The 23,612-nt window shown below is 62.6% G+C and carries 26 protein-coding genes; 6 read left to right on the top strand and 20 right to left on the bottom strand.

The genetic code is table 11. The annotated features are described in order from the left end of the window. The 19 genes from ACOFKT_RS06665 to ACOFKT_RS06575 form a co-directional block, all read right to left on the bottom strand. Positions 1 to 270, bottom strand: coding sequence for a flagellar biosynthetic protein FliQ (locus ACOFKT_RS06665; RefSeq protein ID WP_419806629.1), 270 nt, complete (start codon positions 268 to 270; stop codon positions 1 to 3). Between the two features lie 9 nt (positions 271 to 279). Next, positions 280 to 1,200 carry a flagellar type III secretion system pore protein FliP gene (fliP, locus tag ACOFKT_RS06660; protein ID WP_419806628.1) on the bottom strand — a complete coding sequence of 307 codons (921 nt, stop codon included), beginning with the start codon at positions 1,198 to 1,200 and terminating at the stop codon, positions 280 to 282. Continuing rightward, positions 1,197 to 1,493, bottom strand: coding sequence for a flagellar biosynthetic protein FliO (locus ACOFKT_RS06655; protein WP_419806627.1), 297 nt, complete (start codon positions 1,491 to 1,493; stop codon positions 1,197 to 1,199). The genes fliP and ACOFKT_RS06655 overlap by 4 nt, the downstream gene beginning before the upstream one ends. Before the next feature lie 16 nt (positions 1,494 to 1,509). Further along, positions 1,510 to 1,782: a FliM/FliN family flagellar motor switch protein gene (locus ACOFKT_RS06650; RefSeq protein WP_419806626.1), complete on the bottom strand. Its 273-nt coding sequence runs from the start codon at positions 1,780 to 1,782 to the stop codon at positions 1,510 to 1,512. Continuing rightward, positions 1,779 to 2,363 carry a flagellar basal body-associated FliL family protein gene (locus tag ACOFKT_RS06645; protein WP_419806625.1) on the bottom strand — a complete coding sequence of 195 codons (585 nt, stop codon included), beginning with the start codon at positions 2,361 to 2,363 and terminating at the stop codon, positions 1,779 to 1,781. The genes ACOFKT_RS06650 and ACOFKT_RS06645 overlap by 4 nt, the downstream gene beginning before the upstream one ends. 78 nt (positions 2,364 to 2,441) lie before the next feature. After that, positions 2,442 to 3,671, bottom strand: a complete 1,230-nt coding sequence (locus ACOFKT_RS06640) for a flagellar hook protein FlgE (RefSeq protein WP_419806624.1) — start codon at positions 3,669 to 3,671, stop codon at positions 2,442 to 2,444. A 9-nt stretch (positions 3,672 to 3,680) separates the two neighbouring features. Then, entirely contained in the window at positions 3,681 to 3,992 is a 312-nt protein-coding gene (locus ACOFKT_RS06635) for a flagellar hook capping FlgD N-terminal domain-containing protein (protein WP_419806623.1), read from the bottom strand. Positions 3,993 to 4,012: 20 nt separating this feature from the next. Then, positions 4,013 to 4,975, bottom strand: coding sequence for a hypothetical protein (locus ACOFKT_RS06630; RefSeq protein WP_419806622.1), 963 nt, complete (start codon positions 4,973 to 4,975; stop codon positions 4,013 to 4,015). Positions 4,976 to 5,848: 873 nt separating this feature from the next. Further along, entirely contained in the window at positions 5,849 to 6,289 is a 441-nt protein-coding gene (locus tag ACOFKT_RS06625; protein ID WP_419806621.1) for a hypothetical protein, read from the bottom strand. Beyond that, positions 6,286 to 7,593, bottom strand: coding sequence for a FliI/YscN family ATPase (locus tag ACOFKT_RS06620; protein ID WP_419806620.1), 1,308 nt, complete (start codon positions 7,591 to 7,593; stop codon positions 6,286 to 6,288). The genes ACOFKT_RS06625 and ACOFKT_RS06620 overlap by 4 nt, the downstream gene beginning before the upstream one ends. A 4-nt stretch (positions 7,594 to 7,597) precedes the next feature. Then, complete coding sequence (locus tag ACOFKT_RS06615) at positions 7,598 to 8,269, bottom strand: FliH/SctL family protein (protein WP_419806619.1); 672 nt, start codon at positions 8,267 to 8,269, stop codon at positions 7,598 to 7,600. Beyond that, positions 8,253 to 9,302 carry a flagellar motor switch protein FliG gene (gene fliG, locus ACOFKT_RS06610; RefSeq protein ID WP_419806618.1) on the bottom strand — a complete coding sequence of 350 codons (1,050 nt, stop codon included), beginning with the start codon at positions 9,300 to 9,302 and terminating at the stop codon, positions 8,253 to 8,255. Before fliG ends, ACOFKT_RS06615 begins: the two co-directional genes overlap by 17 nt. Further along, complete coding sequence (fliF, locus tag ACOFKT_RS06605; protein WP_419806617.1) at positions 9,299 to 10,945, bottom strand: flagellar basal-body MS-ring/collar protein FliF; 1,647 nt, start codon at positions 10,943 to 10,945, stop codon at positions 9,299 to 9,301. The genes fliG and fliF overlap by 4 nt, the downstream gene beginning before the upstream one ends. 100 nt (positions 10,946 to 11,045) lie before the next feature. Further along, a complete protein-coding gene (gene fliE / locus ACOFKT_RS06600; protein WP_419806616.1) occupies positions 11,046 to 11,369 on the bottom strand; it encodes a flagellar hook-basal body complex protein FliE in 324 nt (107 codons plus the stop codon). 12 nt (positions 11,370 to 11,381) lie between these two features. Further along, a complete protein-coding gene (flgC, locus tag ACOFKT_RS06595) occupies positions 11,382 to 11,831 on the bottom strand; it encodes a flagellar basal body rod protein FlgC (protein ID WP_419806615.1) in 450 nt (149 codons plus the stop codon). 9 nt (positions 11,832 to 11,840) lie between these two features. After that, the gene (locus ACOFKT_RS06590; protein ID WP_419806614.1) at positions 11,841 to 12,191 is read right to left on the bottom strand and encodes a flagellar basal body rod protein FlgB; all 351 of its coding nucleotides are present in this window, start codon (positions 12,189 to 12,191) and stop codon (positions 11,841 to 11,843) included. A 105-nt stretch (positions 12,192 to 12,296) separates the two neighbouring features. Continuing rightward, a complete protein-coding gene (locus tag ACOFKT_RS06585) occupies positions 12,297 to 13,547 on the bottom strand; it encodes a sigma 54-interacting transcriptional regulator (RefSeq protein ID WP_419806613.1) in 1,251 nt (416 codons plus the stop codon). Next, positions 13,544 to 13,837: a hypothetical protein gene (locus ACOFKT_RS06580; protein WP_419806612.1), complete on the bottom strand. Its 294-nt coding sequence runs from the start codon at positions 13,835 to 13,837 to the stop codon at positions 13,544 to 13,546. The genes ACOFKT_RS06585 and ACOFKT_RS06580 overlap by 4 nt, the downstream gene beginning before the upstream one ends. After that, positions 13,834 to 14,610, bottom strand: coding sequence for a response regulator transcription factor (locus ACOFKT_RS06575; protein ID WP_419806611.1), 777 nt, complete (start codon positions 14,608 to 14,610; stop codon positions 13,834 to 13,836). Before ACOFKT_RS06575 ends, ACOFKT_RS06580 begins: the two co-directional genes overlap by 4 nt. Before the next feature lie 238 nt (positions 14,611 to 14,848). Between ACOFKT_RS06575 and lexA the strand changes: the two genes are divergently transcribed. The 3 genes from lexA to ACOFKT_RS06560 are packed head-to-tail and all read left to right on the top strand — an operon-like array spanning position 14,849 to position 16,915. Beyond that, the gene (lexA, locus tag ACOFKT_RS06570; protein WP_419806610.1) at positions 14,849 to 15,451 is read left to right on the top strand and encodes a transcriptional repressor LexA; all 603 of its coding nucleotides are present in this window, start codon (positions 14,849 to 14,851) and stop codon (positions 15,449 to 15,451) included. Positions 15,452 to 15,503: 52 nt separating this feature from the next. Beyond that, positions 15,504 to 16,220 (top strand): ThuA domain-containing protein, encoded by a 717-nt coding sequence (locus tag ACOFKT_RS06565; protein ID WP_419806609.1) that lies wholly within the window; start codon positions 15,504 to 15,506, stop codon positions 16,218 to 16,220. Then, positions 16,217 to 16,915, top strand: coding sequence for an HAD family hydrolase (locus tag ACOFKT_RS06560; RefSeq protein ID WP_419806608.1), 699 nt, complete (start codon positions 16,217 to 16,219; stop codon positions 16,913 to 16,915). Before ACOFKT_RS06565 ends, ACOFKT_RS06560 begins: the two co-directional genes overlap by 4 nt. Positions 16,916 to 16,941: 26 nt before the next feature. Here ACOFKT_RS06560 and ACOFKT_RS06555 read toward each other — a convergent pair whose 3' ends face one another. After that, on the bottom strand, positions 16,942 to 18,390 hold the full coding sequence (locus ACOFKT_RS06555; RefSeq protein WP_419806607.1) for an MFS transporter: 1,449 nt from the start codon (positions 18,388 to 18,390) through the stop codon (positions 16,942 to 16,944). A gap of 213 nt (positions 18,391 to 18,603) precedes the next feature. Here ACOFKT_RS06555 and uvrB point away from each other — a divergent pair, with 213 nt between their 5' ends. The 3 genes from uvrB (at position 18,604) to ACOFKT_RS06540 (ending at position 23,578) form a co-directional block, all read left to right on the top strand. Beyond that, positions 18,604 to 20,589, top strand: a complete 1,986-nt coding sequence (gene uvrB, locus ACOFKT_RS06550) for an excinuclease ABC subunit UvrB (protein ID WP_419806606.1) — start codon at positions 18,604 to 18,606, stop codon at positions 20,587 to 20,589. Between the two features lie 209 nt (positions 20,590 to 20,798). Continuing rightward, positions 20,799 to 22,973, top strand: coding sequence for an Ig-like domain repeat protein (locus ACOFKT_RS06545; RefSeq protein WP_419806605.1), 2,175 nt, complete (start codon positions 20,799 to 20,801; stop codon positions 22,971 to 22,973). Beyond that, positions 22,973 to 23,578, top strand: a complete 606-nt coding sequence (locus ACOFKT_RS06540; RefSeq protein WP_419806604.1) for a hypothetical protein — start codon at positions 22,973 to 22,975, stop codon at positions 23,576 to 23,578. Before ACOFKT_RS06545 ends, ACOFKT_RS06540 begins: the two co-directional genes overlap by 1 nt. The last annotated feature ends 34 nt before the right edge of the window (positions 23,579 to 23,612 follow it).

Raw genomic sequence — 23,612 nt, 5'->3', positions numbered from 1 at the left:
CTAGCCCAGGTACCGGTTAAAGTCCGACCACATCTGCACCGTGTAGAAGACAGCGCGATGCAGAAACCACGGAATGGCCACGATCGCCGCGCCAAACACGATCAAGAGCCGCGGCACGGTGGTGATGGTCTGCTCCTGCACGCCAGTCAACGTTTGCAGGAGGCCCAGCAGGAGGCTGATCGCCGCGCCCGCCAACAAAAGCGGCGCGCTCAACAGCATGGCTTCCATCAAGAGATGCCGCGCGAGTTCCGCGGCCATATCGGGTCCCATACATCGCTCCTAGTGAAAGCTCTTCAGCAGTGAGCTGGCGAGCAGATGCCAACCGTCCACCATGACAAAAAGAAGAATCTTGACCGGCGTCGAGATGACCACCGGAGGCAACTGCACCATGCCGACCGCCGTCGTCACGCTTGCCACCACCAAGTCCACCAGCAGAAACGGTAGAAACAGCACGGCGCCAATCTGAAAGCCGGATTTCAGCTCACTCAGCATGTAGGCCGGCACGACCACGCGCATCGGCACGTCCGCGCGCGATGCGGGACGCGGCCCGCCGTCAGTACTCGCGAACAGCTCCAGATCCTTATCCCGGGCGTACTGCAGCATGAAGTGCCGTACCGGCTCGGCGCCGCGTGACAAAGCGGCTTCTCCGCTAATCTGACCCGCTCGATACGGTGCGATCGCCTGCTGCTCCACTTGATTGAACACCGGCTGCATCAGGAACCAGGTCATCATCAGGCCCAGGCCCATCAGCACCTGGTTCGACGGCGCGGTCTGCGTCCCAAGCGCCTGGCGTAAGAAGTGGAACACCACAAGCAGGCGCACCAGCGGTGTCATCGCAAGCAAGATCGCCGGCAATAACGACAGCAATGTCAGCCCCGTGACGATCGCCCAAGGCGAGCTCTGCCCTGTTTGCAATTGCTCCGCGATGCTGCGTGCCGGTGCAGCAGGGCCCCGAGCGGATACTGGTGTCGCCCGTGCAGCCTCCGCCGCAAAGACGCGCGCCCCGGCATGCCGCGCTGGCTTCACGGCCAGGCTCTGCGCCACTTTCGTGTGCGGTGCCGTCCCACGCGCCTGCTCTGCCGGATGATGCACCCAGAACGCGTTGTCTTCCGCGCGGACTGTTCCGCTGCACGCAAGCAGCAGCGTGAGACCGGTCAATACCCGCGCCAATCCCATCCGTGTTCGCCGACCTTGCATCATCGCGAATCTCCTTGCGAACGTTCCCCGCCCACCGGGACCAGAGTTTCCACGCCGCTCGCCGACATGCCAGCCAGAAAGCGCTGCCCGTCACACTCGATCAGCGCCACGCTGCGGCGGCCGCCTAGTGAAAGCGTTTCGCAGACCTGCAGCCGTTCGTTGCGTGCGGTGTACCGCCGCAGCACGGCGCCCAGGCCGCGCAGCAGCGCACCAGTCTTCTGATTTGCCGCCTGGGGCTGCTCCCGCCGCGGCACCGCATGCTGCCTCGTCCGGAGCAGGTCCTCATCCTGTCGCACCGTTCTCCACTCCATCTCAGGCAAGCCGCACCACCCGCAGCACCATGCGGCCATCGACTGCGGCAAATCTTCCCCAGCACAGCGGCGCACCGCCCAGCGTCAGCAAGAGGTCGTCCGCCACCGACCACTCGCTCGTCAGCATCCGGCCAGGCTGCAGGTCGCGCAGCGCACGCATGCTTAGCGGCGGCAGCGGCAGGTCCGCCGAAAGCCGCAGCGGCACGTGCCCCAGGCGCGTGGAGATTGCCTCCACAGCCGCCACCTTCCCTTCAACTCGATCCGCGGCGATCATCCGCGCTGCACCAGGAAATCGGTGAAGTACACATCCAGCACGTGAACCTCGGGGTTATCGAGGGCATACCGTTCGCGAAGCAGCTTCTTCACATTGGGGACGCCACCGGCCCCAAGCAGGCCGTCGCTGGTCTGTGCGCCCAGAACGGACAGCGTTGTGTCGCGCAGTGCAGCGGTCTTGCCCGCTGCCGCGGCAGGATCCGGCTTGCCCTCCGCCTTTTCCGCCTTGCCCGCCGTTTCCTCCGCCAGGCGCAGACTGATCGAGGCGCGCAGGTAAGCCCGGCCACCGGCGTCCGACAGGTTCACTACCATCGGCTCCAGTGCCATGACCTTGGACGGGGGCAGTTCACTCTTCACCACCGCATCGCCGCTCGGGGCCGGCGCAACTGCGGCTCCCTTCGCCGCGGCAGCGGGGGGCATCAGCTTGCCTGAGTGCAGCAGCCAAGTACCGGCACCCAAAACAGCGCCGGCCGCAATCACAGAGGAAAGCAGGCCGGCCAACAACATGGAAAGCATGCCGCCCTTCGCCTTCGGTTCGGCGGTGGCAGCAATCTCGGCGGGAACAGCAGCAGAGCTCGACATGCCTTCGCAAAAAGCACGCGCTCTGCCAAAAGAACACCGCCGCGGTTAGCGAACGCTTAGCCCCGCGGCAGCTCCGCTCTATCGCAGCATGGAAATCGTGTCCTGCGTAATCGTGTCAAAGGCCGTCACGGTCTTTGAGTTGGCCTCAAATGAGCGTTGCGCCACGATCAGGTCCGCGAACTCAGTCGAAATATCCACATTGGAGCCTTCCAATGCGCTGCCGACAATCTGGCCGCGCCCGCCCGTGTTCGCCGCTCCGATGGTCACCAGTCCCGAGGCGGAGCTGGCCACATAAGTGTTTTCACCATTGCGCGTCAGGCCGGAAGGATTGGCAACCGTCGCAAGCGCGATCTCCCCGACGACCTCCGTCTGATTGTTGCTGTACTTTGCCGAGAGAACGCCATTCGCATCCACGGAGAAACCCGTGTAGTTGCCGGCCGCGTAGCCGTCCTGCGTACTCGCATTCACGCTTGAGGTTGACGCACCCTGCGTAATCAGCCCCTTGCCCGCACTGTCGCGCAGTTGCCACGTCAGGGCAATGTCGGCGCTGCCGTCCGTCATGCCGCCAAAGGAAATGCCGGAGATGTTCGAGCTTGGCGAGGCCAGCGTACCGTCAGTGTTGAACGTGAGCGTTCCCGTCGTGTTGGCGGACGTGGCGTTTTCGCCCGAAGGCAGGCTGAAGCTGTAGTTCCACTGATTGGCAGCCGTCTTCGTAAAGGTCATCGTCACCTCGTGCTCCTGGCCAAGTGAGTCGTACATGGCCTGCGTGCGGCTGAACGGCGTGCTGCCCACCGCCGCTGACGAATCCAGGCCACCGGTGATGGAGAAGTTCGACGTGGCGTGCGGGGTTTGTGTGGAGCCCACTGGAACCTTCAGCAACACCAGGGATGAGTTTGTATTCGCCGACGTGCCGTTCGCGGGATAACCCATCACATTCTGCCCATCGCTGGTAATCAGGTTGCCGCCGGCATCCAGACTGAAGTTGCCGGTGCGCGTCAACTGCTGCACACCCCTGTTTTGCACGACGAAGAAGCCGTTACCGTTGATCGCCATGTCCGTCGCCGAGTTCGTCGGATCGATGTTGCCCTGGACAAAATCCGTGTCAATGGACGACACGCGCGTCCCAAACCCGACCTGCACCGGGCTGTTCGATCCCGTAGTTCCGATGTTTTCGTAATAGAGATCGGCAAAGTTCGCGTTCTCTTTCTTGTAGCCGGTGGTGTTCAGGTTTGCCAGGTTGTTGCCAATGGTGTTCAGCGCGACCGAGTTGGCCGCGAGACCGGTCAGCGGAATGGAAAATGCAGGCATGCTTGCTCCTTAAGATTGCGTCGTGGTGCTGGTTGAGGTTCCGTTGATCCCCTGATTGATCTGGACCAACTGTTGCAGGCTGTTCACGCCGACCAGCTGCTGCACGTACTGAGTCGGATCCGTGGGTTGCGTGGGATCCTGGTTCTTCATTTCCGCAACCAGCAGACTCATAAAATCCGAGGTGCTGAACTGCTGTGCTCCAACGCTGGACGAACTGCCTGATGATGATGTGCCGCTCGTCTTGCCACTGCTGGACGGCGAGGCCGCGACCAGCGGCGCGGGGCGTGAATCATTTATCGCAATGGGAAGAATGGAACTCATTCGAAATCTCCTTTGAAGGTCTAAATACGAACACTCAGGCCAGAGCTTCCATTCGGCTGAGCTAGAAAAACATTGCGCCCCGGCGTAGGCGTGACGGACCACATGTCCGGCTCACCTTCAGACAACGAACGAGATTGCTCGTTGCTGTACTGCCGGCGAGGCTGCTGCGAGTGTTGCGAGTTGTTGGACAGAGAAGACGCCAACGACCCGCCCTGCGGCAACGCCGTGGTGCCGCTGTTAGTGATCGGCATGGCGCCGCTGATCGTGGGACCCGCCGTCACGTGTACCGTCCGAGCCGGGCCGTGACTCTCAAGTTGCTGCGCCACCGCTGCGTGCAGCAACGGTGTGATCTTGTCCAGTACTGCGTCCGTGTCTTGCGCATGCCCAATCACATCGATGTGCATTGCGCCCGCCCGGTCCATCAGGGCCTGAACACGCACTTCACCCAGCGACGCATCTTGAATGCCTACTTCAATCCGGGCATCCCGATTGAAAGCGTGCGATGCCATGCCGTTGCTTGCGACCATGCTCATGGGAGCCGATGCAAGACCGGCGTCCGCAACGATCTCTCGCCGTGGCTCCGAACTAGGCCAAGTCGCTGAGGACGGTCCAGTGTCGCTCACGCTGCTCAGAGCGACGCTGCCACCCGCCGATGCCAGGCTTGGTTTTGCTTCCAAAGGGAAAATTTGTGCATCGAGGTTGCCGGGACCGGGGTTGCGCGGCTGGTTGTGATTGGCTTTGCTGTCCGACGCAAATCTTCCCGTCACATTCGCCGGTGTGCCTTGAGCCACTCTTCGCTGTTCTTTGCCCGTACTCTGGCCGACTGCGGTCACCTCGCGAGTTTGTGTGCCCGGTGGGACCACACTGCCCCGCCCTCGCCCGGCGACACGGACATCGGCGAGGTTCCCCCGATTTCCCAACATACCGGGCTGCTCGGCAGAAACGACCTCTTCGCCTTTCCCCGCAAGCTGTGAAATGCCCATCGTAGCGGCTTCCGGACTATCCAGTTCGGAAGCCGAATCCGCCTGCATCTGCTCGAAAGCTGGCTCCGATGCCGTCTGCTCTGGTGCGGAAGGCTGAGATCGCAGCGCATATCCGCCGTTCGCGCAACCAGCTACGGCCGCAACCATTGTCATCGGCACCGCCGAGCATAGATCTGTCGCGGTGCTTGCCTTCTCCGGCATCTGCGGACAAGGCGCGGGAACGCTCGATGCATTGACAAGCAAAGCAGGAGACACGCTATGGACCGAATCTGCGTACACCGTCGTGCTCGCAGGAAGAGGAATTGAAGACGATGGGTGCTCGCCTACGCTCCGAGCCTCCTCACGCTTGTCCCGATGTCGAAGTTCGGGCACACCTGATTTCTGATCTTCCTGTGTCGCAGGATTCTTGGCGGCTTCGAAACTCTGAGCATTGCAAACGTTCGTCGGGGTTGCAGACGGTTCGCTGGATATCGAGGTTTCCGCCTGCACCTGCGAGACGATCGTGGTCAGGCCAGCTTCAACGTTCTGCGACTTCACTGCTGCGTCTTCCCCGTCTTGTGAACTCTCGACCGCAGGTCCTTGCTTCGCGACTGTCACCAGCTTCTGTTCCGTTCCGTCGCTTCCTGCAGGTTTCGCGTCCAGCCTCTTCCTTTCACTCTGGTTTACAACTGCTGTGCTTCGTCCTGAAGCGGCACGTAAGGTGTCGCCAAACGACACAACCTCACCCGTCGCTGCTTCTGCCGGCCGCGGCGCTTCGCTCGATGCAGCGTGCGATATAACCTGACCGGCTCCGACCGTGATGCCACCGCCTATGAATGAGAACGTCACGCCATGAAGAGTGCACGTCGTGTTCCGCAGCCGCACCCTGCCGGATTAGAAAGATGTAGCCATCGCGGCACGCACACGCGTGGTCGCAAACAGGTCATCCATCTGCGCCTGTTCACGCCGCGCTTGCTCCCGCGCGATTTCCGCCTGCATATGCGTGAGCATGCGACTCATCTGCTCACGTGCCTCAACAGCCGCGCGCTCAATCAAAGCCGTCCTGTCGGCTGCTTCCAGAAGATCTTCGCGCCGACGCATCAGCCCCTCGCTGATCCCGGCCGCAACCTGCAGCTGCGCATGCCGTTCGGACCACGGCCGGGCGTCACAGCCTCTCGCCTGCATCGACGTTGCGACCTCCGCACGAAGAGCGGCGTTCGCCTGCTCCGCGGCCCGCATATCCTGTGCAACTCGCTTGCGATCCGCCGCAGCCGCTTCCGCCATGCGGCAACGCAGAGTGTGCAGCCGTTCGAGCCGTTTTACGGTCTCTGTCACGACGCGCTCTCCAGAAATGCGAGTGAAGACACTGCATCGTCCATCGAAACGGCTTCCTCGATACCCTGCTGCAGCACTCGTTGCAGTTGTGGCCTCAGTCGCACGGCCGCATCCAAATCCGGATCGCTGCCTGCGCGATACGCACCCACACGCAGCAGGTCCTCCCCGCGCTGGTACGCCGCAAGCAGCCGCCGCGCATGGCGCGCGCGATCACGATGCGGGGCAGACGTAACTGCTGGCATCAGGCGGCTCAATGAGCGCAACACATCGATCGGCGGGTAGTGCCCCGCGCCCGCCAGGTCGCGCGACAGAACCACATGGCCGTCCAGAATCGAACGCGCCGCATCGACTACCGGATCCTGCTCGTCGTCGCCTTCCATCAGCACGGTGTACAGCCCCGTAATGCTGCCCCGCTCGAACCGTCCTGCGCGCTCCAGCAGCTTGGCCAGACGCGCAAACACACTGGGCGGGTAGCCCTTGGACGCGGGTGGCTCACCCGCCGCCAAGCCGACCTCACGGGCGGCCATGGCGTACCGGGTCAGTGAATCGAGCACCAGCAACACGCTATTACTTTGCGCCGCAAAGTACTCCGCTGTCGCCACTGCGGCCAGGGCCGCCCGCATGCGCATCAGCGGCGATTCGTCTGACGTGGACACGATCACGACGCTCCGGCGCAGCCCTGCTTCGCCCAGCGAATCCTGCAGAAACTCGCGCACTTCGCGGCCGCGTTCGCCCACCATACCGACCACCGTTACATCCGCGGCGGTGTTCCGCGTCATCATGCCGATTAACGTGCTCTTGCCGACGCCGGAGCCACCGAACAGACCGACGCGTTGACCGCGGCCGATCGTCAGCATGGCGTCGATCGCGCGAACACCGGTACCCAGCGGGGAACGAATCGGCTCACGTTCCATGGGACCAGGGCCCAGCCGGTCCAGTGGCACACGCGTCGTCACCGGCAGTGGCGGACCACCATCGATTGGTGTTCCATCTGCGCGCAAGACGCGGCCCAGCATCGCGTTGCTCACCGGTAAGCCAGCACCGCTTCCATCGCGAAACAACCGGTCACCGAATCGAATCCCTTGTACCGTCTCCAGCGGCATCGCAATCACGCGGTTGCCGCGAAAGCCAATCACTTCCGCGGCGTGCCGCCGTCCCGACAGCGCCAGGATCTCGCATGCATCGCCCAATGCGCAGCGAATACCCTCCGCTTCGACCGAGACCGCATTGGCCTGGACCACCGTGCCGAAGCCGCGCAACGGCGGCACGGCCTGCAGCTGCGTTACGTAGGCCTGTAGCAGCATCGCGTCAGACTGCCACAGCTGCGCTACGTCCGAGCAGCTCAAAGAAGCCGCGCTCAATCTCGCACAGCCGTGACCGCAAGCCAAGCTCAAACGAGCCGGCTTCCGTTTGCAGCAGGCATTCCCCGCCCTGGAGTGAGCTTTCCTCGCGCAGTTCCACATCGCGGCCAAGTGTCGCAATTGCGGCACGCCATGGCGCCACGTCACCGGGCGCAACCAGCAGCGTGACTGCACTGTCCTGGTTCACCTGTTCCAGCACCACCCGTGCCGCGCCGGCCAGCAGCGTCGGATCCATAGCGGTTTCCCGGTGCAGCACGCGCTCCGCAATGGCCAGCGCAAGCCGCACCACTTCCTTTTCCAGATCAGCAAAATACTTCCGCTTCTCCGCGACGAACGCGTCCAGCGCTGAGCTCACATGTTCGCGCTCAGTCTGCACGCGCCGCTCCATGTTCTCCTGCAGCGTGGCAGCTGCCTCTTGCCGGCCCTCTTCCCGCGCCGCTTCGATCACGCTGGGCAGATCCACGGCGGGACTGGGAACAGCAGCTTGCGCCATCTCTACTTCTGAGGCGCGCGGCGACCCCCAACTCAAGTTCCGAAACAGCAAAGGCCCAGCTTCGAACCCGGCCTCAAACCCGCTCGCTCCGGCAAACGCCTGCATCGGCTCAGATTGCATCGCCATCCACCTCCACCTTTAACGTCATCTTTCCTTCTGCTTCCAACTTGCGTGCCAGCGCCAGCAGCTCCTGCTGCGCCTGTGCCACGTCTTTGCCGCGTACCGGCCCCAACGACTCCATATCTTCCTGCATCATCTCCACCGCACGTGAGCTCATGGCGCGGAACAGGTGCGCCTGCAAATTTTCATCGGCGTTCTTCAGTGCCAGCGCGAGCACTCGCTTGTCCGCCGCGCCCACCAGTTCGCGTATGCTGTTCGGCTGCACCGTCAACAGATCGTTAAAGGTGAACATCAGGTTCCGGATATTCACCGCCACCCCGGGCTCGTTGGTTTCAATCTGCTCCAGAATGCTCTTGCTCGCGTTCTGGTCCAGGCGGTTCAGCAGGTCGGCTACGGCGCGGAAACCTGCATAGTTCTGCCGCCCGTGGCTGCCCAGCGCCTGAATGCGCTTGTACAGAATGTTCGCCACCTTTTGTGCCATTTCCGGCGAAAACTGCCGCATCTCCGCCAGCCGGCGAATCGCATCCACACGCAGGGTTTCAGGAAGCTGCATCAACACCACCGACCCGCGTTTCGGGTTCAGATGCGCCAGAACCAGCGCGACCGTCTGCGGATGCTCGCCCTCCAGGAACTTGCTCAAGTGCGCCGGATCCATCTTCTGAAGCTCGGCCAGATCGGCTTGCACGGTTGCCGTGGCACCGTGCACCTCCCGCAGCAGGTCCTCCGCGCGCTGGCGCCCTACCGCCTCCGTCAACAAACGTTGCGCATGCTCCGGGCCCCCGTGCAGCACGAACTCCTGCGCCTGCTGCAGCTGATAAAAGCTCAGCAGCACCGCAGCTTTCTCCTCTGGCGTCACATCGCGAATCGTCGCGATCTCCTCGGTGACCTTTTGCAGTTCGGCCGCCTGCAGGCTTCGCAGGATCGGCTTGGCGTCCGTCTCGCCCAATGCCATCAGCAGAATGGCCGCTTTGCGTGGTCCTCGCTGCGACGTGGCCGCTGCCGCACTGACCGGATTTCTGGCTTCGAGCAACGCTGTCATACCTCCGCCTCCGTACCCGCCGTGATCCACGACTCCACCAGGCGCGCACTGCCCTGCGGCTCAGCGTGAATGCGTGCCGCCACATGTTGCAGCAGCCGCTGTGAATCATGCGTGGCAACCTCGTGCGGCGCAGGCATGCCTCCTTCGGTTCTGGGACGATCGGCATCCAGCAACAATTGGGCATCCTGGATACGCGCGCCTGGTTCCGGCAGCGCCAGCGCCGCTACCGTCTGCCTGCCCAGCGGCCGCAATACCAGCAGACCAAACGCCAGCAGCGACGCTCCAATCGTCAACGAACGAAGCAGAGACGGCTGGCTCCGAAGCAGGTCTTTGCCCTGGCTCATTACCGCAGCAAAGCCGGAGGGCGCAACTTGATCGGCGTTGCCGGAGAATGCCAGGTTCTGCACAACCACTTCGTCGCCACGGGCAGCATCGAAGCCGACCGCCGCTTGCGCAATCTGCTGCAAGCGCTTCATCTCATCCGCGCTTCGCGGCTTCCACACTGTTCGGCTGTTCTTGCCCTCTCCGCCCGGCACGGCCCGATCGTTAATGACCACCGCGGCGGCAATGCGCCGCACGCGCCCAGGTCCCTCCTCGGTGTGCACGGTGTGCCGTGTGACCGCGTAGCTGCTGGTCTCCTCGCGGGTTGACTGCACCGGCCCGCTCCCCGCGGTCGTTGTGGTCGTTGCCGGCGTCGCTGCCTGCCCGGCATTGGACCCTGAAGCGGGCGCAGCCGCCGCCGGAACCAGGGCCGGCGTGTTGCTGGCCGTTCCTGCAATGCCGCCCGCACGCGCTGTTTGTGACATCTGTTCCGTCTTCTGCGTCGACACGGGAACCGCGCTGTTCGGGTCGTACACCTCGTCGCTCCGCTCTTCGCTGCCCGTCACGTAACTAATGTTGACTGTTGCGCGCACGTTCCCAACGCCGGCCAGCGGCTCCAGCAACGCAATCACCTTTTGCTGCAGCGCCGCTTCTTCCTCGTGCGACAGACCCTGACCGCTGTTCCCCGAAAAGTCCAGACGCCCGTCCGCGTCGATCAACACAACCGCGCCAGGCGAGAGCCCCTCCACCGCGCCGGCAACCAGGGACCGCATCGCTGCGCCCTCAGTCCGCGGATCGACGGTGTGCCGCAGCGTCAGCACCACACTGGCCTTCGCCGCCTGGTCCTCACTGGAAAATGCGCCGCGCACGGGTAACACCAGATGCACGCGTGCCGATCGCACGGCGTCCATCGTGGCGATCGTGTGCTCCAGCTCGCCCTCCAGGGCGCGTTGATAGTTCACCTTCTCATCAAACTCCGAGCCGGCCCAATTGGGCTTGTCGAACAATTCAAAGCCAAGCCGTCCCGACTGCGGCATGCCCTTGGCCGCGATCGCGACGCGAGCCTTGTCCAGATTTTCGGCGGCGACCTCGATCGCAACGCCGTCCGGTGTGCTTTGAAAAGGGATACCCGCCGCCGCAAGCTCCTGTTGCACCTGTGCCGCATCCCGGCCATCCAGGTCGCGAAACAGCACGCGCCAATCCGTGCGCGTGCTCCACCACACGGACACACTTCCGAGCATCACAAATGCAAGTGCGCTCAGCAGCAGCACGCGACGTTGCGCCGGCGGCAGTGCTCCCCACCGCGCTCGCAGGGTGCTCATTATTTTGTTCCACTGCTCGACCCAGTTCATCGCTTCCTAATCCATTGCCTGCTATTGGCTTCTGCTCTATTTCAGTGGGGCTCTGTCCGGCCGTGCCTTGCTAAAACTGCATTTGCATCATCTGCTGGTACGCCGCAACAGCCTTGTTGCGGACCTGCAGCGCGAGTTCAAACGTCAGCTCCGATTGCTGCGTCGCGATCATCGCGTCATGAACCTCCACACCATTGCCGCGCAACAGGTCCATCACCGACGACTGCGCCTGCGCCTCCAGGTTGCTGGCCTGTTGCATGCCCGCACCGAACAAGGCAGAAAACGATCCCCCTGCGGCCCCGTTGCCCATTGCGGAGGACACAGGCTGCGTGGCCGACGTTGGCTGCGAGACGGAACGGGAGGTAGCGGAAGTCAGAGGTGCAGTGTTGGTCATAGCGAGTCCGATCTATTTCAAGAGGTCCAGCGAGGCGGTCAGCATGCCCTTTTCCGCCTGCAAAGCGCCCGCGTTCAAGCTGTATGCACGGCTCGCTCCCATCAGGTCCACCATTTCCGTGAGCGGGTTAATGTCCGGGTAGGCCACGAAGCCGGAGCTGTCCGCATCCGGGTGAGTCGGGTCGTAGCGCAGCAGAGGCGGAGCGGAACTGGGCATCACGGCCGCGACCTCCACGGCGTTGCTGCCGTCATGACCTGGGCCCGTGCTTCCCATGCTGCCCGTGATGTGAACGAAGTCCGAGCCGGCACCGGCCTGCAGAATGACATTCCGGCGTTGATACGGTGTCCCGTCTTCCGTGCGCGTTGTCTCGGCATTGGCCATGTTCGTGGCTACTACCTCGGCGCGAATCCGCTGCACCTGTAGCCCCGCTCCGCTCACATGCATCACACCGAACAGGTTCATCGCCGTTCCTTACTTCGCATCCGAGCGGATCGCGTCTGACAACATCGTGAACTGGTGCCGCAGCAACTCCACGCCCGTGCGGAACTGCAACTGCGTTTCCGCCATCTGCATCGATTCCCGATCCATGGAAACGTTGTTCCCGTCCGGGCGTGCGATCAGGCCCTGCGTCTCTTGCACCGTCGGCGCATCGACAAAGCCATGCGCGCCCAGTGCGCGCGCAAACTCTCCATCCGTGTCAATGCCCTGCGTGCGATAACCCGGCGTTTCCACGTTCGCCATATTGGTCGCGGTCAGCTTCATGCGCGATGTTTGTAAATCCAGATACCGGCTGAGTGCTTCGGTGATCGGCGCGTCCAACATGCTTCTTCCTCCGTTACCGGACCAGGGTGCACGTGGACTGCCACAAAAAGATTGGCCGCTCTAAGAGCGGCCTAAGAAGGGACATGTCACATAAAGGTGAGCTTCTCAAGGACGCAGGCGAAGACGGATGTGTTCCGGCCCAATCTCAACACAGTGGGTGCTCAGAATGGCGGCACGTTGCAGCACGTGAAGGAGCTCCCGCACATTGCCTGGCCAATGGTGCGCCTCTAATAATTCCAATGCTGCCGAGCTGATGCTGCGTTGGGGCAATTCCTGCCCCAGGCGCTCCAGAGCGTAGTGCACCAGCATCGGCAAATCGTCCATGCGGTCGCGTAATGGTGGTACAAAGACCGGAAAGACCGCCAGACGGTGGAACAGGTCCAGGCGGAAGCGGCCCTCCTCCGCGTTCTTCTCCAAGGTCTGGTGCGTCGCGGCAACGATGCGTACATCGACCCGCGACGTCTCGTTTTCTCCGATGCGTTGGATCTCGCCGCACTCCAGAAAACGCAGCATCTTCGCTTGCAGCGGCAGCGGCATTTCCCCGATCTCGTCCAGAAACAGCGTGCCGCCGTGCGCAGCTTCAATGCGGCCCATGCGAGAATTCACCGCTCCGGTGAACGCGCCGCGTGTATGTCCGAACAGCTCCGACTCCAGCAGCTGTTCCGGAATCGCAGCGCAGTTCAGCGTTACAAACGGCTTGTTCGCCCGCGCGCTTAACCGGTGTACGGCTTGCGCGACCAGCTCCTTGCCTGTGCCGGTCTCACCCTCAATCAAAATGCTTGCCGCATGCGGCGCGGCAAGCCGGACCATTTCGGCAAGCTCCTGAATCGCCGCACTCGCTCCCAGCATGTCAGGCAGGGCGAAGACACGCTCCGTGCTGCGCTGCCGCTTGGCTTCCACCGAACACGGCGTCGTCGCAAATGACGTTACGCCACTTGTTGCAGCATGCGGAGCGCCACCGCTTGGTGTTGCCTCACACAGGTGTTCGGCGTCTCGCAGCGCCAGCAGCAGCTCATTGCGTCGCGGGCTCCGAACCGCTGCTGCGAACGGAGTTCCCTGCATCGAGAGCATGTCCACTGTCGGAAACTGCTGCAGAAACTGCTGCGCGAACTCGCGCGCCGTCAGGTCCGGCAACCACTCATCCAGCAGCACCGCGCCACACGGCCGATCCTCCTGGCGCAGCCACGCCTGCGCACCGCTCTCGGCTTCCTGCACGGTCCAGCGCAGTCCGCGCAACGTCTGCGCCAACTGTGACCGCAGCGCCGCATTCGCGCTCACCAGCAATACCGTGCTTCCCAGCGCCGCAATGCGCGGCGGCACCGGTGCCACCATGTTCCGTCCCAAAGTTTGCGTCATGCCGCACCTCCAAATTCCCACTGCGCTTCTGTTCCGGCCCAGGTCTTCACTCCAATAACTGGGCGCTTTGACGGCACCTCCTCATCCAGCATGGAGCGCAACTGCCGCACCGAGTTCATGGCGCGCTGGCACTCCGCCACGGCCGCCTCCAGCGCGAGCATCCGCTCGGCATCACTCGTAGACGCCTGCGCCAGAGTCAGCGCCAGGCTCACCACGGTGAGTGGTTGGCTCAGTTCATGCAGCGTTGCATGTAGCTTCGTGCGCTGGGGCCCAGCCTGCAGGCCGCTCATGCCGCCACCGCCGTCGGAACAGATCGCAGCGCCGGACTGGAGAACTGAAAAGGAGCAGGAAGCACAGGCTCTTTCAGCAGCATGGTCGGTGAGTTCGAAGCGGCCGTCAGCACATAGCCGCTGCCCCGCACCGTGACAATCAGGTCCTCGTCGGCGTTGCTCGTGCGCAGCTTGCGGCGCAGGTAGTTCACATACACGTCGACAACGTTGGTGCCGGAATCCGCCGCCATCTTCCAAACCTTCTCCAGCAGCTCTGGCCTTCCTACGGGCCGGCCGCGATGCTGCAGCAGGTAATCCAGTAACGCAAACTCTTTCGCGGTCAGCACCACTTCGGTCCCGCGAAGGTGTACGGTGCGCGTCAGGCGATTCACCTGCAAGGCTCCGTGACGCACCAGCGAGGTCTCCGCCTCGGCGCTCCGTCTCCTCAGCATGGCGCGGCAGCGCGCAGCCAGCTCAAAGAACGAAAAAGGCTTTGTCAGAAAATCGTCCGCACCCGCATCCAGGCAGCGGATTCGCTCCTCCACGGAGCCGCGCCCGGTCAACACCAGCACCGGCGTTTGAATGCCGCCGGCGCGCATCTGGCGAAGCACCTCCACGCCATCCAGGCGTGGCAGGTTCAGATCCAGCACGATCACGTCTGCCTGGCACTCCGCCGCGGCAAAAACACCCGCCTCGCCATTCGCGGCGTACGTCACGGTATGACCCTGCTGTTCCAAACCCTTTCTCAAGAATGAAGCCAAGGCAATATCATCTTCAACAAGCAAAACCTGCATTTTGTTCCCTCATTTTCTATTGGGACCTGGATAAAGAAAGCGGTAAATCGGGACGGTGAGCGTCCTCTCATTTGGGTGCATGCTGAAGATGCATTGTCGTCTATAGCCGTCGCAAGCAGGCTGCAACGTCCCTTCTCCCGAGGTGGTTCAAAATGGGAATTGGGTCCGCAATGTGCTCATTTTGGTTCGCTCTCAAAGCCATACTTGCACTTCGCTTTTTATTCGCTACAATCACGACATGGCGATCACGCGGCGGCAAAAAGAAGTGTTGGACTTTCTGTCAGCCTTCACTCAGCGCAAAGGGTACTCACCGTCTTATGAGGAGATTGCAACCGGCCTCGGGCTGAACTCCCTTGCGACCGTGCATAAGCACGTGACCAACCTGCACAATAAAGGGCTGTTGCAGCGCGCGCACAATCGCAGCCGCTCGATCGACGTCCTGGCCCAGAAGACTCGTCGTACCAACGATCGCCTGCCGCTCATGGGTCGCATCGCAGCCGGCAAGCCCGTGGAAGCGATCGAGACGGCAGAAACAATTTCACTGTCTGAGATCGTGGGCAGCCGCGAGGTGTTCGCGCTCGAGGTCCGCGGAGATTCCATGCGCGACGAGCACATCGTCAATGGCGATTACGTGCTGGTCGAGCGCACCGCCACCGCACGCGAAGGTGAGATCGTCGTCGCCCTCGTCGACGGTGCGGACGCTACCCTCAAGCGCTTCTACAAGGAAGGTCCGCTCGTCCGGTTGCAACCGTCCAACAGCGAGATGGCGCCCATCTTCGCCCCCGCGGAGCGCGTCACCATCCAGGGCAAGGTTCTAGGCATGCTGCGCCGCTATGCCTAAATCAAACCGTTCCACCCTTGTCGTACTACTCGCCATTCTGTTCCTTACAAGCATGTGTTCTGCGCAGGACCCCGCGAAACGCATTCTTGTCTACACACGCAACTACACGCCCAACGGCAAGGGCTACGTGCACCAGAACATCGCTTCCAGCGTGGAAGCATTTCGCCGCATCGGCGCACGGCACACAATCACCGTGGACACGTCCGATGATCCCAGCGTCTTTACTCCGGGTAACCTCCGCAGGTACGACGCGCTTGTCTTCAGCAACAGCAACAATGAGGCGTTTGCCACGGACGCGCAGCGTGAGGCCTTCCGCGCCTACATCCATCAGGGCCATGGCTTCGTCGCCGTGCATTCTGCTTCCGGCAGCGAACGTGACTGGCCCTACTTTCAGCAAGTCCTCGGCGGTCACTTCGCGTTTCATCCGCCGGAGCAAAGCTTCACCGTTACCGTCACGGACCCATCCTTCCCCATCACACGCTCGCTTCCATCCACCTTTCCGTGGACCGATGAGTGCTACTTTCTGGACCGCCTTGCACCGGACCTGCACATCCTGCTGACCACGCAGCGCAACGCGCTCTCGCTCGGAGAAAAGGCGCAGGATGCAGAGCAGTTTCCCGCCGCACTTCCATTGGCATGGAGCCACACCTTCGACAACAGCCGCGAGTTCTACCTCGCCCTTGGACATGACAGCAAGGATTATCAGGATCCGCTCTTTAACGGCATCCTGGAGCGTGGCCTGCTCTGGGCGTTGTGGATCGATCGTTGACGCGACCGAAGCTCCTCATCTTTGATCTGGACGGCACGCTGATCGATTCTCGTCGAGATCTGATTGAGTGCGTCAATGCGACGCTTCGGCATTGCAATTTGCCACCGCTCCACGACGATCGAATCGCAGGCTTCATCGGCGATGGTGCGACTGCCTTGGTGGAGCGCTCCCTGCAAGCCTCAGCCGGTGACCCATCATTCCGGCATCACAAGGCGCTCACTTTCTTCCTGTCCTACTATCGCGAGCACCTGCTAGACCACACAGAGGTCTACCCGGGCGTACTCTCCTCCCTCGCTGCGCTCATGACATCCCCAAACGCTCCACTCATGGCCGTGCTCACCAACAAGCCGGTCAACCCCTCTCGCCGCATCTGTGACGCACTCCGGCTCACGCCGTACTTCTTCGGCAACTACGGCGGCAACAGCTTCACGACGAAGAAGCCGGACCCCGAAGGCCTGCTCGCCATCTGGCGCGAAGCAGAGCAACTCGGAGGCGAACGTCTCCAAGCGCACGAGATCATCATGGTCGGCGACTCGGAGGTGGACATCCGCACCGCCCGCAACGCCGGTATCGGCGCCTGGGGCTGCATGTGGGGCTTTGCTACCTCCAAAATGCTGGCGGAAGGACCCGACGCTCTTGCGCAGAACGCGACAGATTGGTTGGCGCTCGTGCAGGCAGGTGACGGAGTTCCGTGAACCGCTCACAAGCGCGCAGCCTTCTCCTAGCCAGCCACTTCCGGAGTTCTGCGCACCCGGAAGCCACTCACGGCGCTCCCTGCTTCCGCTGGCAGACGCCCAAACCAAAACAGGCTTGCCAGCGCAAGCGCGCTCATCACACAGAATGCCGCCCGAAAGTTTCCGTGTCCCGCGTGGCCAGCACTCGACCCGCCAGTCAGGTGCAACACCAGCGCCGCAACAGACACACCCAGGCTGACAGTCATCTGCTGCACCATGGTCGCAAACGTGGTGCCGCTGGCAGCCAGCGCCGGTGGCAGGTCTGCGAACCCCAGCGTCGTCAGCGATGTCAGTTCCATGGACCGTCCCGCGCCGCCCAGAAATAACACCAGCAGCACCAGCGGAACCGGTGTCCCGGCGCGCAACCATCCGCAGGCGGCTAGCAGCAGAACGGTGACCACGCCGTTGCCAAGCAAAACGCCACGAAACCCAAACCGTCGCAGCAGCGGCGTCGTCAAGGGTTTCATCGCAAGATTGCCGGCAAACACCGCCATCGTCAGCGATCCGGACTTTAACGCGTCCAGCCCGAATGCTGTCTGAAACAAAAGAGGCAGCAGAAACGGCACGGAGAATACGGCCATCCGAAACAGCGAGCCGGCGACCATCACCGTGCGGAAGGTCGCGATCTGAAACAGCGCCGGACGGAACAGTGCACGCGCACTCCTTTGCATGTGCCGGGCCGTAAGCAGGCACACCAGAACGCCGCACCCAAACAGAACGCCCCCAACCAGGGCCGTCGCACCATTTTCGTACCCTTCCAACGCCACAATCAGCAGCAGGCATGCGAACCCGGTCAGCAGGACCCCGGCCACATCCAGAGGCTGCGTTTTTCCCTCTGACCTGCTGTCGCGCACGACCCCAAGTGAAAGGGCAAACAGCACCACTCCGATCGGCACGTTCAGCAGAAACATCCACGGCCAGCTCGCCACGTGAATAATCCATCCACCAACCACCGGACCCAGAATGGGTGCCGTCAGCGCAGGCCAAATCGTATACGCGATGGCTTTCATCAGCTGCGCCTTGCTCGCGGAACGCACCACCATCAGGCGTCCTACGGGAACCATCATCGCCCCGCCGGCACCCTGCAGCACGCGGCTCACCAGGAACCAGGGCAAGCCCCGGCTCACCGCGCAGCATACAGAAGCCAACGTGAACACGAGCACAGCCGTCGCAAACGTCTTCCGCTCACCGAATCGCTCCGCAACCCATCCACTTGCCGGAATCAGTATCGCCAGCGTGAGCAGGTACGACGTGATCCCGACGTTCAGCGCAATCGGCGTTACATGGAAATCGCGCGCCATTGCCGGCAACCCTGTCGTCAGAATCGTCGCGTCCAGGTTTTCCATAAACAATGCAGTCGCCGACAAAAGCGCGATCGCAAGCGGACGTCCGCGCAAGGTCGACGCGTCATTCGAAGTGGCAGGCAAAACGCTCAAACCATGAGTGTACTGATCCGCTGCGGCTCAGCCACGCCCCCCCCCCGCGCCGGCAACGTCGCAAGCATCGGAGATACGCGCTCCACCGACGACCCTTTCAACTCACTGCTGGCCGCACAGCACAACTTCTGCAGGTCTACGCTCCGCGAACAATCGCTGCGATACAGGGCATTGATACGCTCGTCACAGGCGAACAAAAGGTAAAATGATCGCATGGATTTCCAGCTTGCGACCGACTACACGCCGCAGGGCGACCAGCCGCGCGCCATCGCCGAACTCACCGGTGGCCTCACCGAAGGCGAAAAGCACCAGGTGCTGCTCGGCGTCACCGGTTCGGGCAAGACCTTCACCATGGCCAAGGTGATTCAGGCCGCGAACCGTCCCGCGCTGGTGCTCGCACACAACAAGACGCTCGCTGCCCAGCTTTACCATGAATTCAAACAGTTCTTCCCCACGAACGCGGTCGAATACTTCGTCAGCTATTACGACTACTACCAGCCCGAAGCCTATATTCCCGCCGGCGACCTCTACATCGAGAAGGAAGCCACCATCAATGAGGAACTCGACAAGCTGCGTCTCAGCGCGACGCGCTCCCTCTTCGAGCGCCGCGACTGCATCATCGTCTCCTCCGTTTCGTGCATCTACGGCCTGGGCTCGCCAGAGGCCTACTACGGTATGCTCATGCTGCTCGAAAAAGGGCAGAAGCTCAAGCGCGAAGACATCACCCGCCGCCTCGTCGAGATCCTCTACGAGCGCAATGACGGCGACTTCCGCCGCGGCACCTTCCGCGTCCGCGGCGACGTGGTCGAGGTCTACCCCACCTATGACGAAAACGCCTACCGCATCGAGCTCTTCGGTGATGAGATCGATTCCCTCGCGCAGATCGACCCGCTTTTCGGCACCGTCAAGCAAAAGTACGCACGCCTGCCCATCTACCCCAAGAGCCATTACGTCGTGCAGCCCGAGCGCAAGAGCAGCGCCATCGACTCCATCGTGCACGAGCTCACCGACTGGGAGGCGCAGCTCGAAAAAGAGGGTCGCATGGTTGAGGCGCAGCGCATCCACCAGCGCACCCGCTTCGATCTCGAGATGATCAAGTCCGTCGGCTACTGCCACGGCATCGAAAACTACTCGCGCCATTTCAGCGGCCGTCTCCCCGGCGAAGCTCCACCCACGCTCTTCGATTACTTCCCGCGCGACTTCCTGCTCTTCATCGACGAGTCGCACGTCACCGTCCCGCAACTGCACGGCATGTGGCACGGCGATCGCAACCGCAAGGGCAACCTGGTCGACTACGGCTTTCGCCTGCCGTCCGCGATGGACAATCGTCCACTCCGCTTTGAAGAGTTCGAGCAGCGCACCGGCCAGATCGTATACGTCTCCGCCACGCCCGGCCCCTACGAGCTCACCAAGTCCGCCGGCGTCGTCGTCGAGCAGATCATCCGTCCCACCGGCCTGATCGATCCGCCCGTCGAGATCCGTCCCATCAAAGGCCAGATCGATGACCTGCTCGCCGAAATCCGCGACCGTGTCACCCGCAACGAACGCGTGCTCGTCACCACACTCACCAAGCGCATGGCCGAAGACCTCTCCGGCTACTACACCGAGGTCGGCGTAAAGTGCCGCTACATGCACTCGGAGATCGAAACACTCGAGCGTGTGAAGCTCCTCCGCGACCTGCGCCGAGGTGAGTACGACGTCCTCATCGGCATCAATCTCCTTCGCGAAGGCCTCGACCTCCCCGAAGTTTCCCTTGTCGCCATCCTCGACGCCGACAAGGAAGGTTTCCTCCGCTCCCAGGGCTCTCTCATCCAGACCATCGGCCGCGCCGCCCGCCACGTGGAAGGCCGCGCTATCCTCTACGCCGACATCATGACCGATTCCATGCGCCGCGCGCTCGATGAAACGGGGCGTCGCCGCGAAATTCAGCAGGCCTATAACGACGAACACGGCATCGTGCCGCAGTCCGTCGTACGAGCCATCGGTGAAGCACTCGTCGGCATCGCCGAAGCCGACTACGCCGACGTTGCCACCGATGACAGCATCCCGGCCTTCACTTCGCAGCAGGAACTCGACAAGCACATCGCCAGCATGGAGAACGAAATGCGCGAAGCCGCCAAAAAGTTCGAATTCGAGCGTGCCGCCAAGCTCCGCGATGCCATCAAGGAACTACGGACCAAAGAGTTCCTCTTCGCCTGATGTGAGTTCGCACATACCTCAACCTCGTCATCTCGACCGGAGCATGCGCGCTCTTTGCGCATGCTTCGTGGAGATACCTGCTTTCACAAACTCTCTCGAAATGAGAGACCACTCTCACCAGCTATACTGCTTCCAAACGGCGCGCCATAAAGGCCATCCCATGAGTTGAGCCGCCATCACGCTTCTCTCCCACCTGTGCGCGTCCCCAAATGCGCCTCCTGCACCTCAGCCTCGCCTTGCCGATTCTCGCGCTCTTGCTCCCGTTTCTCCGCGCGCAAGATGCCGTGCTTGTCCTGTTGCCTGCCCCGGTCATATCCATCCGCGCGGGTACCGGATCGTCAGGCTTTCGCGGCGAAGGCACAGCCGCAACCACCGCGCAGGTGGGGAACCCATCCGCCATGGCAAAGGACAGCCAAGGCAATCTTTTCCTGGCAGACACCCGCAACCATCGCATCCGCCGCATCTCGCCTGACGGCATCATCTCCACCATCGCGGGTACTGGCGCGCAGGGCTTCGCGGGCGACGAAGGTCCCGCGACCCAGGCGCAGCTCGACAGTCCGTCCGGCCTGGCCGTCACTGCCGATGGCACACTCTACATTGCAGACACACACAACCACCGCCTCCGCCGCATCGACAGCGGCGGTGTGATCCACACGGTCGCTGGCACCGGCAAGGCAGGCTTCAGCGGTGATGGCACCAGCGCCGTTGCCGCTCAGCTCGACACTCCGCTCGGCTTGGCGGCGGGCCTCACTGGCGACCTCTACATCGCGGATTCCGCCAACCACCGCGTGCGGCACATCAGCGCGAACGGCACGGTCGCCACGGTCGCCGGCGACGGAACGCAAGGCCGCTCCCCCGACGGGACACAGGCCACCGCAGCGCACCTGGACACACCGGTCGCCTTGACCGTGCGCTCCGACGGCTCCGTGCTCATCGCCGACCGCGGCAGCAACTGCATCTTCATTCTTCAAAGCGACGGAACGTTGCACACCTTCAACACCGCATCGGTTGCACTGCGGCGGCCCAGCGGCATCACCCTCAACTCCTTTGGTGACACGCTCATCGCCGACTCTGGCAATTACCGTGTCGCGCAGATCAGCAGCAGCGGCGCGGGCTCCGCCCTGGGCTCCGGCGTACAAGGCGTTCTGGATCGAACCGTCGCGCCGGCAGAAACACCGATGGGAGCACCGGTCTCGCTACTGGACACCAGCTCCAGTGGCACCTCCGCCCAATTTGCCGCGATCGACCGCGACAGCAATCAGATAGTCCAGGTCAGTCTGCCCCACCTCACCTTCTCTGACACCGTCATCGCCACGGCCAGCCTGCCTCGGTCTTTGCTCTTGCGCAATGCGGGCAGCGCAGCGCTCCTGGTGACCAGCATCACGGTGCCGGCCTCCTTCGCTGCATCCACAACCTCAACGTGCGGCACAGCACCGTTCCAGCTCACCGCCGGCGCGTCCTGCAATCTCAGTCTCACCTTCACCCCGCAAACCGACGGTGTCGCAACCGGCATGCTTCAGGTAGACATACAGAATGCGCCGCCCCAGCGCGTCACCGTAACCGGAACCGGCTTGCGCACAGGCACGCAACTCACCTCCAGCACGTCGCTGCAGACCACCGGCACGGTCAACTACGCCGGCACGCCGCTCACGCTTGCGGCGTCGGTCATCGGTGGCAGCGCGATCGCGGCAACCGGCACGGTCACATTTCTCGACGGCACCACAGAACTCGGCAGCGGCACTCTGAACCCGTCAGCACAAGCCGCCCTGACCACGGGCACATTGGCAGCAGGAAACCACACCCTCAGCGCCCGTTACAACGGCGATGTTCGCTATCTCGGCAGCAGTTCAGCGGGCACGGCGGTCACCGTGGCGACACCGCCGGACTTCACGGTTGCCGCCGTGAGTAGCCGTGTGGTACTGCACAGCGGGAGCGCCGGTTCCCTCTCGCTCATGCTGCAGCCGGTCAGTGGCGTGCTGAACCAGACCGTCACCGTAGCCGTGGATGGACTTCCCGCCGGCTCCACCGTAAACGTCACTCCTGTGCCCGTCACCATCGCCAGCGACCCAGTCCCCGTGAATATAGCCTTCAAGCTGCCTGTCACTCTCTCCAGCCGCAACCATCGCGAGCTTTGGCTGGCCTGCATCGCGCCTCTATTCCTGGTCTTCTCACGCAAGGCAAACATCAAGACCCTGCTAGCCACCGCGCTGGCGACTTTGCCACTGCTGATGCAAGGTTGCGGCGGAGGCTACCTGAGCAGCAACAGTGTCGCCGCGCAGTCCGCCGGCTCCACTTACGCCGTGACGGTCACGGCCGCATGCCCCGGCGTCACCGGCGCAACGCTTACCCATAGCGCCACATTTACCGTTGTGGTGCAGCCGTGATGCGTATTTCTCCCAGCCTCATCCTTGCATGCTGCATGACAGCGATGGGAACAGCGGCTGCCCGCAGCCAGGCACCTCCAAACGATGCCCCGCCAAGCGTTCGCGTCGGCCTTCGCTACGCTGCCACTCGCGCCAACTCGCCGCCCGGCAGCTGTGGCTGCTTCCTCTTGCAGGGTGCAGCTGTCGACGCGACGCTGGCAGTACACGGCGGCCTGGCCGTAGCCGTCGAAGCCGCAGGCAACCATGCCAGCTTCGTCCCTGGCACGTCGCGGCAACTCAGCACGATCACGCTGCTCGCCGGACCGCGATACATAGCGAGCCTCGGCGCACATCACAACTTTTTCGCCCAGGCGCTCTTTGGAGCCGTTCGCGGCTTTGACGCCGACTTTCGCCGTGGCACGGACGCGGCCGATACCGCCACGGCCTTCGCCTATGCCATCGGTGGCGCATACGAGCTCCGCCTCACGCGCACCATCGCCGTGCGCCCCGTTCAGCTGGACCTGATCCAGACAAATCTGCCAAACGGCGCCGACAATCGTCAACGCAATCTCCGCTTCGGAGCGGGTATCAGCTTCCGCGTTCCGCTCGGCATCGCTCGCCGCTAAAAGCAAACGGGAGAGGCAAAGCCTCTCCCGTTGT

Origin of the sequence: Terriglobus sp. (assembly GCF_965201105.1) — a bacterium.
Taxonomy (GTDB): domain Bacteria; phylum Acidobacteriota; class Terriglobia; order Terriglobales; family Acidobacteriaceae; genus Terriglobus.
This window is presented reverse-complemented; position numbering and strand designations above follow the sequence as displayed.

What these genes read in the sequence shown, in the direction of transcription:
- ACOFKT_RS06665 (WP_419806629.1), bottom strand. Translation starts at nt 270, where the DNA reads ATGGGACCCGATATGGCCGCGGAACTCGCGCGGCATCTCTTGATGGAA.
- fliP (WP_419806628.1), bottom strand. Translation starts at nt 1,200, where the DNA reads ATGATGCAAGGTCGGCGAACACGGATGGGATTGGCGCGGGTATTGACC.
- ACOFKT_RS06650 (WP_419806626.1), bottom strand. Translation starts at nt 1,782, where the DNA reads ATGATCGCCGCGGATCGAGTTGAAGGGAAGGTGGCGGCTGTGGAGGCA.
- ACOFKT_RS06645 (WP_419806625.1), bottom strand. Translation starts at nt 2,363, where the DNA reads ATGTCGAGCTCTGCTGCTGTTCCCGCCGAGATTGCTGCCACCGCCGAA.
- ACOFKT_RS06640 (WP_419806624.1), bottom strand. Translation starts at nt 3,671, where the DNA reads ATGCCTGCATTTTCCATTCCGCTGACCGGTCTCGCGGCCAACTCGGTC.
- ACOFKT_RS06635 (WP_419806623.1), bottom strand. Translation starts at nt 3,992, where the DNA reads ATGAGTTCCATTCTTCCCATTGCGATAAATGATTCACGCCCCGCGCCG.
- ACOFKT_RS06630 (WP_419806622.1), bottom strand. Translation starts at nt 4,975, where the DNA reads ATGGGCATTTCACAGCTTGCGGGGAAAGGCGAAGAGGTCGTTTCTGCC.
- ACOFKT_RS06620 (WP_419806620.1), bottom strand. Translation starts at nt 7,593, where the DNA reads ATGCTGCTACAGGCCTACGTAACGCAGCTGCAGGCCGTGCCGCCGTTG.
- ACOFKT_RS06615 (WP_419806619.1), bottom strand. Translation starts at nt 8,269, where the DNA reads ATGGCGATGCAATCTGAGCCGATGCAGGCGTTTGCCGGAGCGAGCGGG.
- fliG (WP_419806618.1), bottom strand. Translation starts at nt 9,302, where the DNA reads ATGACAGCGTTGCTCGAAGCCAGAAATCCGGTCAGTGCGGCAGCGGCC.
- fliF (WP_419806617.1), bottom strand. Translation starts at nt 10,945, where the DNA reads ATGAGCACCCTGCGAGCGCGGTGGGGAGCACTGCCGCCGGCGCAACGT.
- fliE (WP_419806616.1), bottom strand. Translation starts at nt 11,369, where the DNA reads ATGACCAACACTGCACCTCTGACTTCCGCTACCTCCCGTTCCGTCTCG.
- flgC (WP_419806615.1), bottom strand. Translation starts at nt 11,831, where the DNA reads ATGAACCTGTTCGGTGTGATGCATGTGAGCGGAGCGGGGCTACAGGTG.
- ACOFKT_RS06590 (WP_419806614.1), bottom strand. Translation starts at nt 12,191, where the DNA reads ATGTTGGACGCGCCGATCACCGAAGCACTCAGCCGGTATCTGGATTTA.
- ACOFKT_RS06585 (WP_419806613.1), bottom strand. Translation starts at nt 13,547, where the DNA reads ATGACGCAAACTTTGGGACGGAACATGGTGGCACCGGTGCCGCCGCGC.
- ACOFKT_RS06580 (WP_419806612.1), bottom strand. Translation starts at nt 13,837, where the DNA reads ATGAGCGGCCTGCAGGCTGGGCCCCAGCGCACGAAGCTACATGCAACG.
- ACOFKT_RS06575 (WP_419806611.1), bottom strand. Translation starts at nt 14,610, where the DNA reads ATGCAGGTTTTGCTTGTTGAAGATGATATTGCCTTGGCTTCATTCTTG.
- lexA (WP_419806610.1), top strand. Translation starts at nt 14,849, where the DNA reads ATGGCGATCACGCGGCGGCAAAAAGAAGTGTTGGACTTTCTGTCAGCC.
- ACOFKT_RS06565 (WP_419806609.1), top strand. Translation starts at nt 15,504, where the DNA reads ATGTGTTCTGCGCAGGACCCCGCGAAACGCATTCTTGTCTACACACGC.
- uvrB (WP_419806606.1), top strand. Translation starts at nt 18,604, where the DNA reads ATGGATTTCCAGCTTGCGACCGACTACACGCCGCAGGGCGACCAGCCG.
- ACOFKT_RS06545 (WP_419806605.1), top strand. Translation starts at nt 20,799, where the DNA reads ATGCGCCTCCTGCACCTCAGCCTCGCCTTGCCGATTCTCGCGCTCTTG.
- ACOFKT_RS06540 (WP_419806604.1), top strand. Translation starts at nt 22,973, where the DNA reads ATGCGTATTTCTCCCAGCCTCATCCTTGCATGCTGCATGACAGCGATG.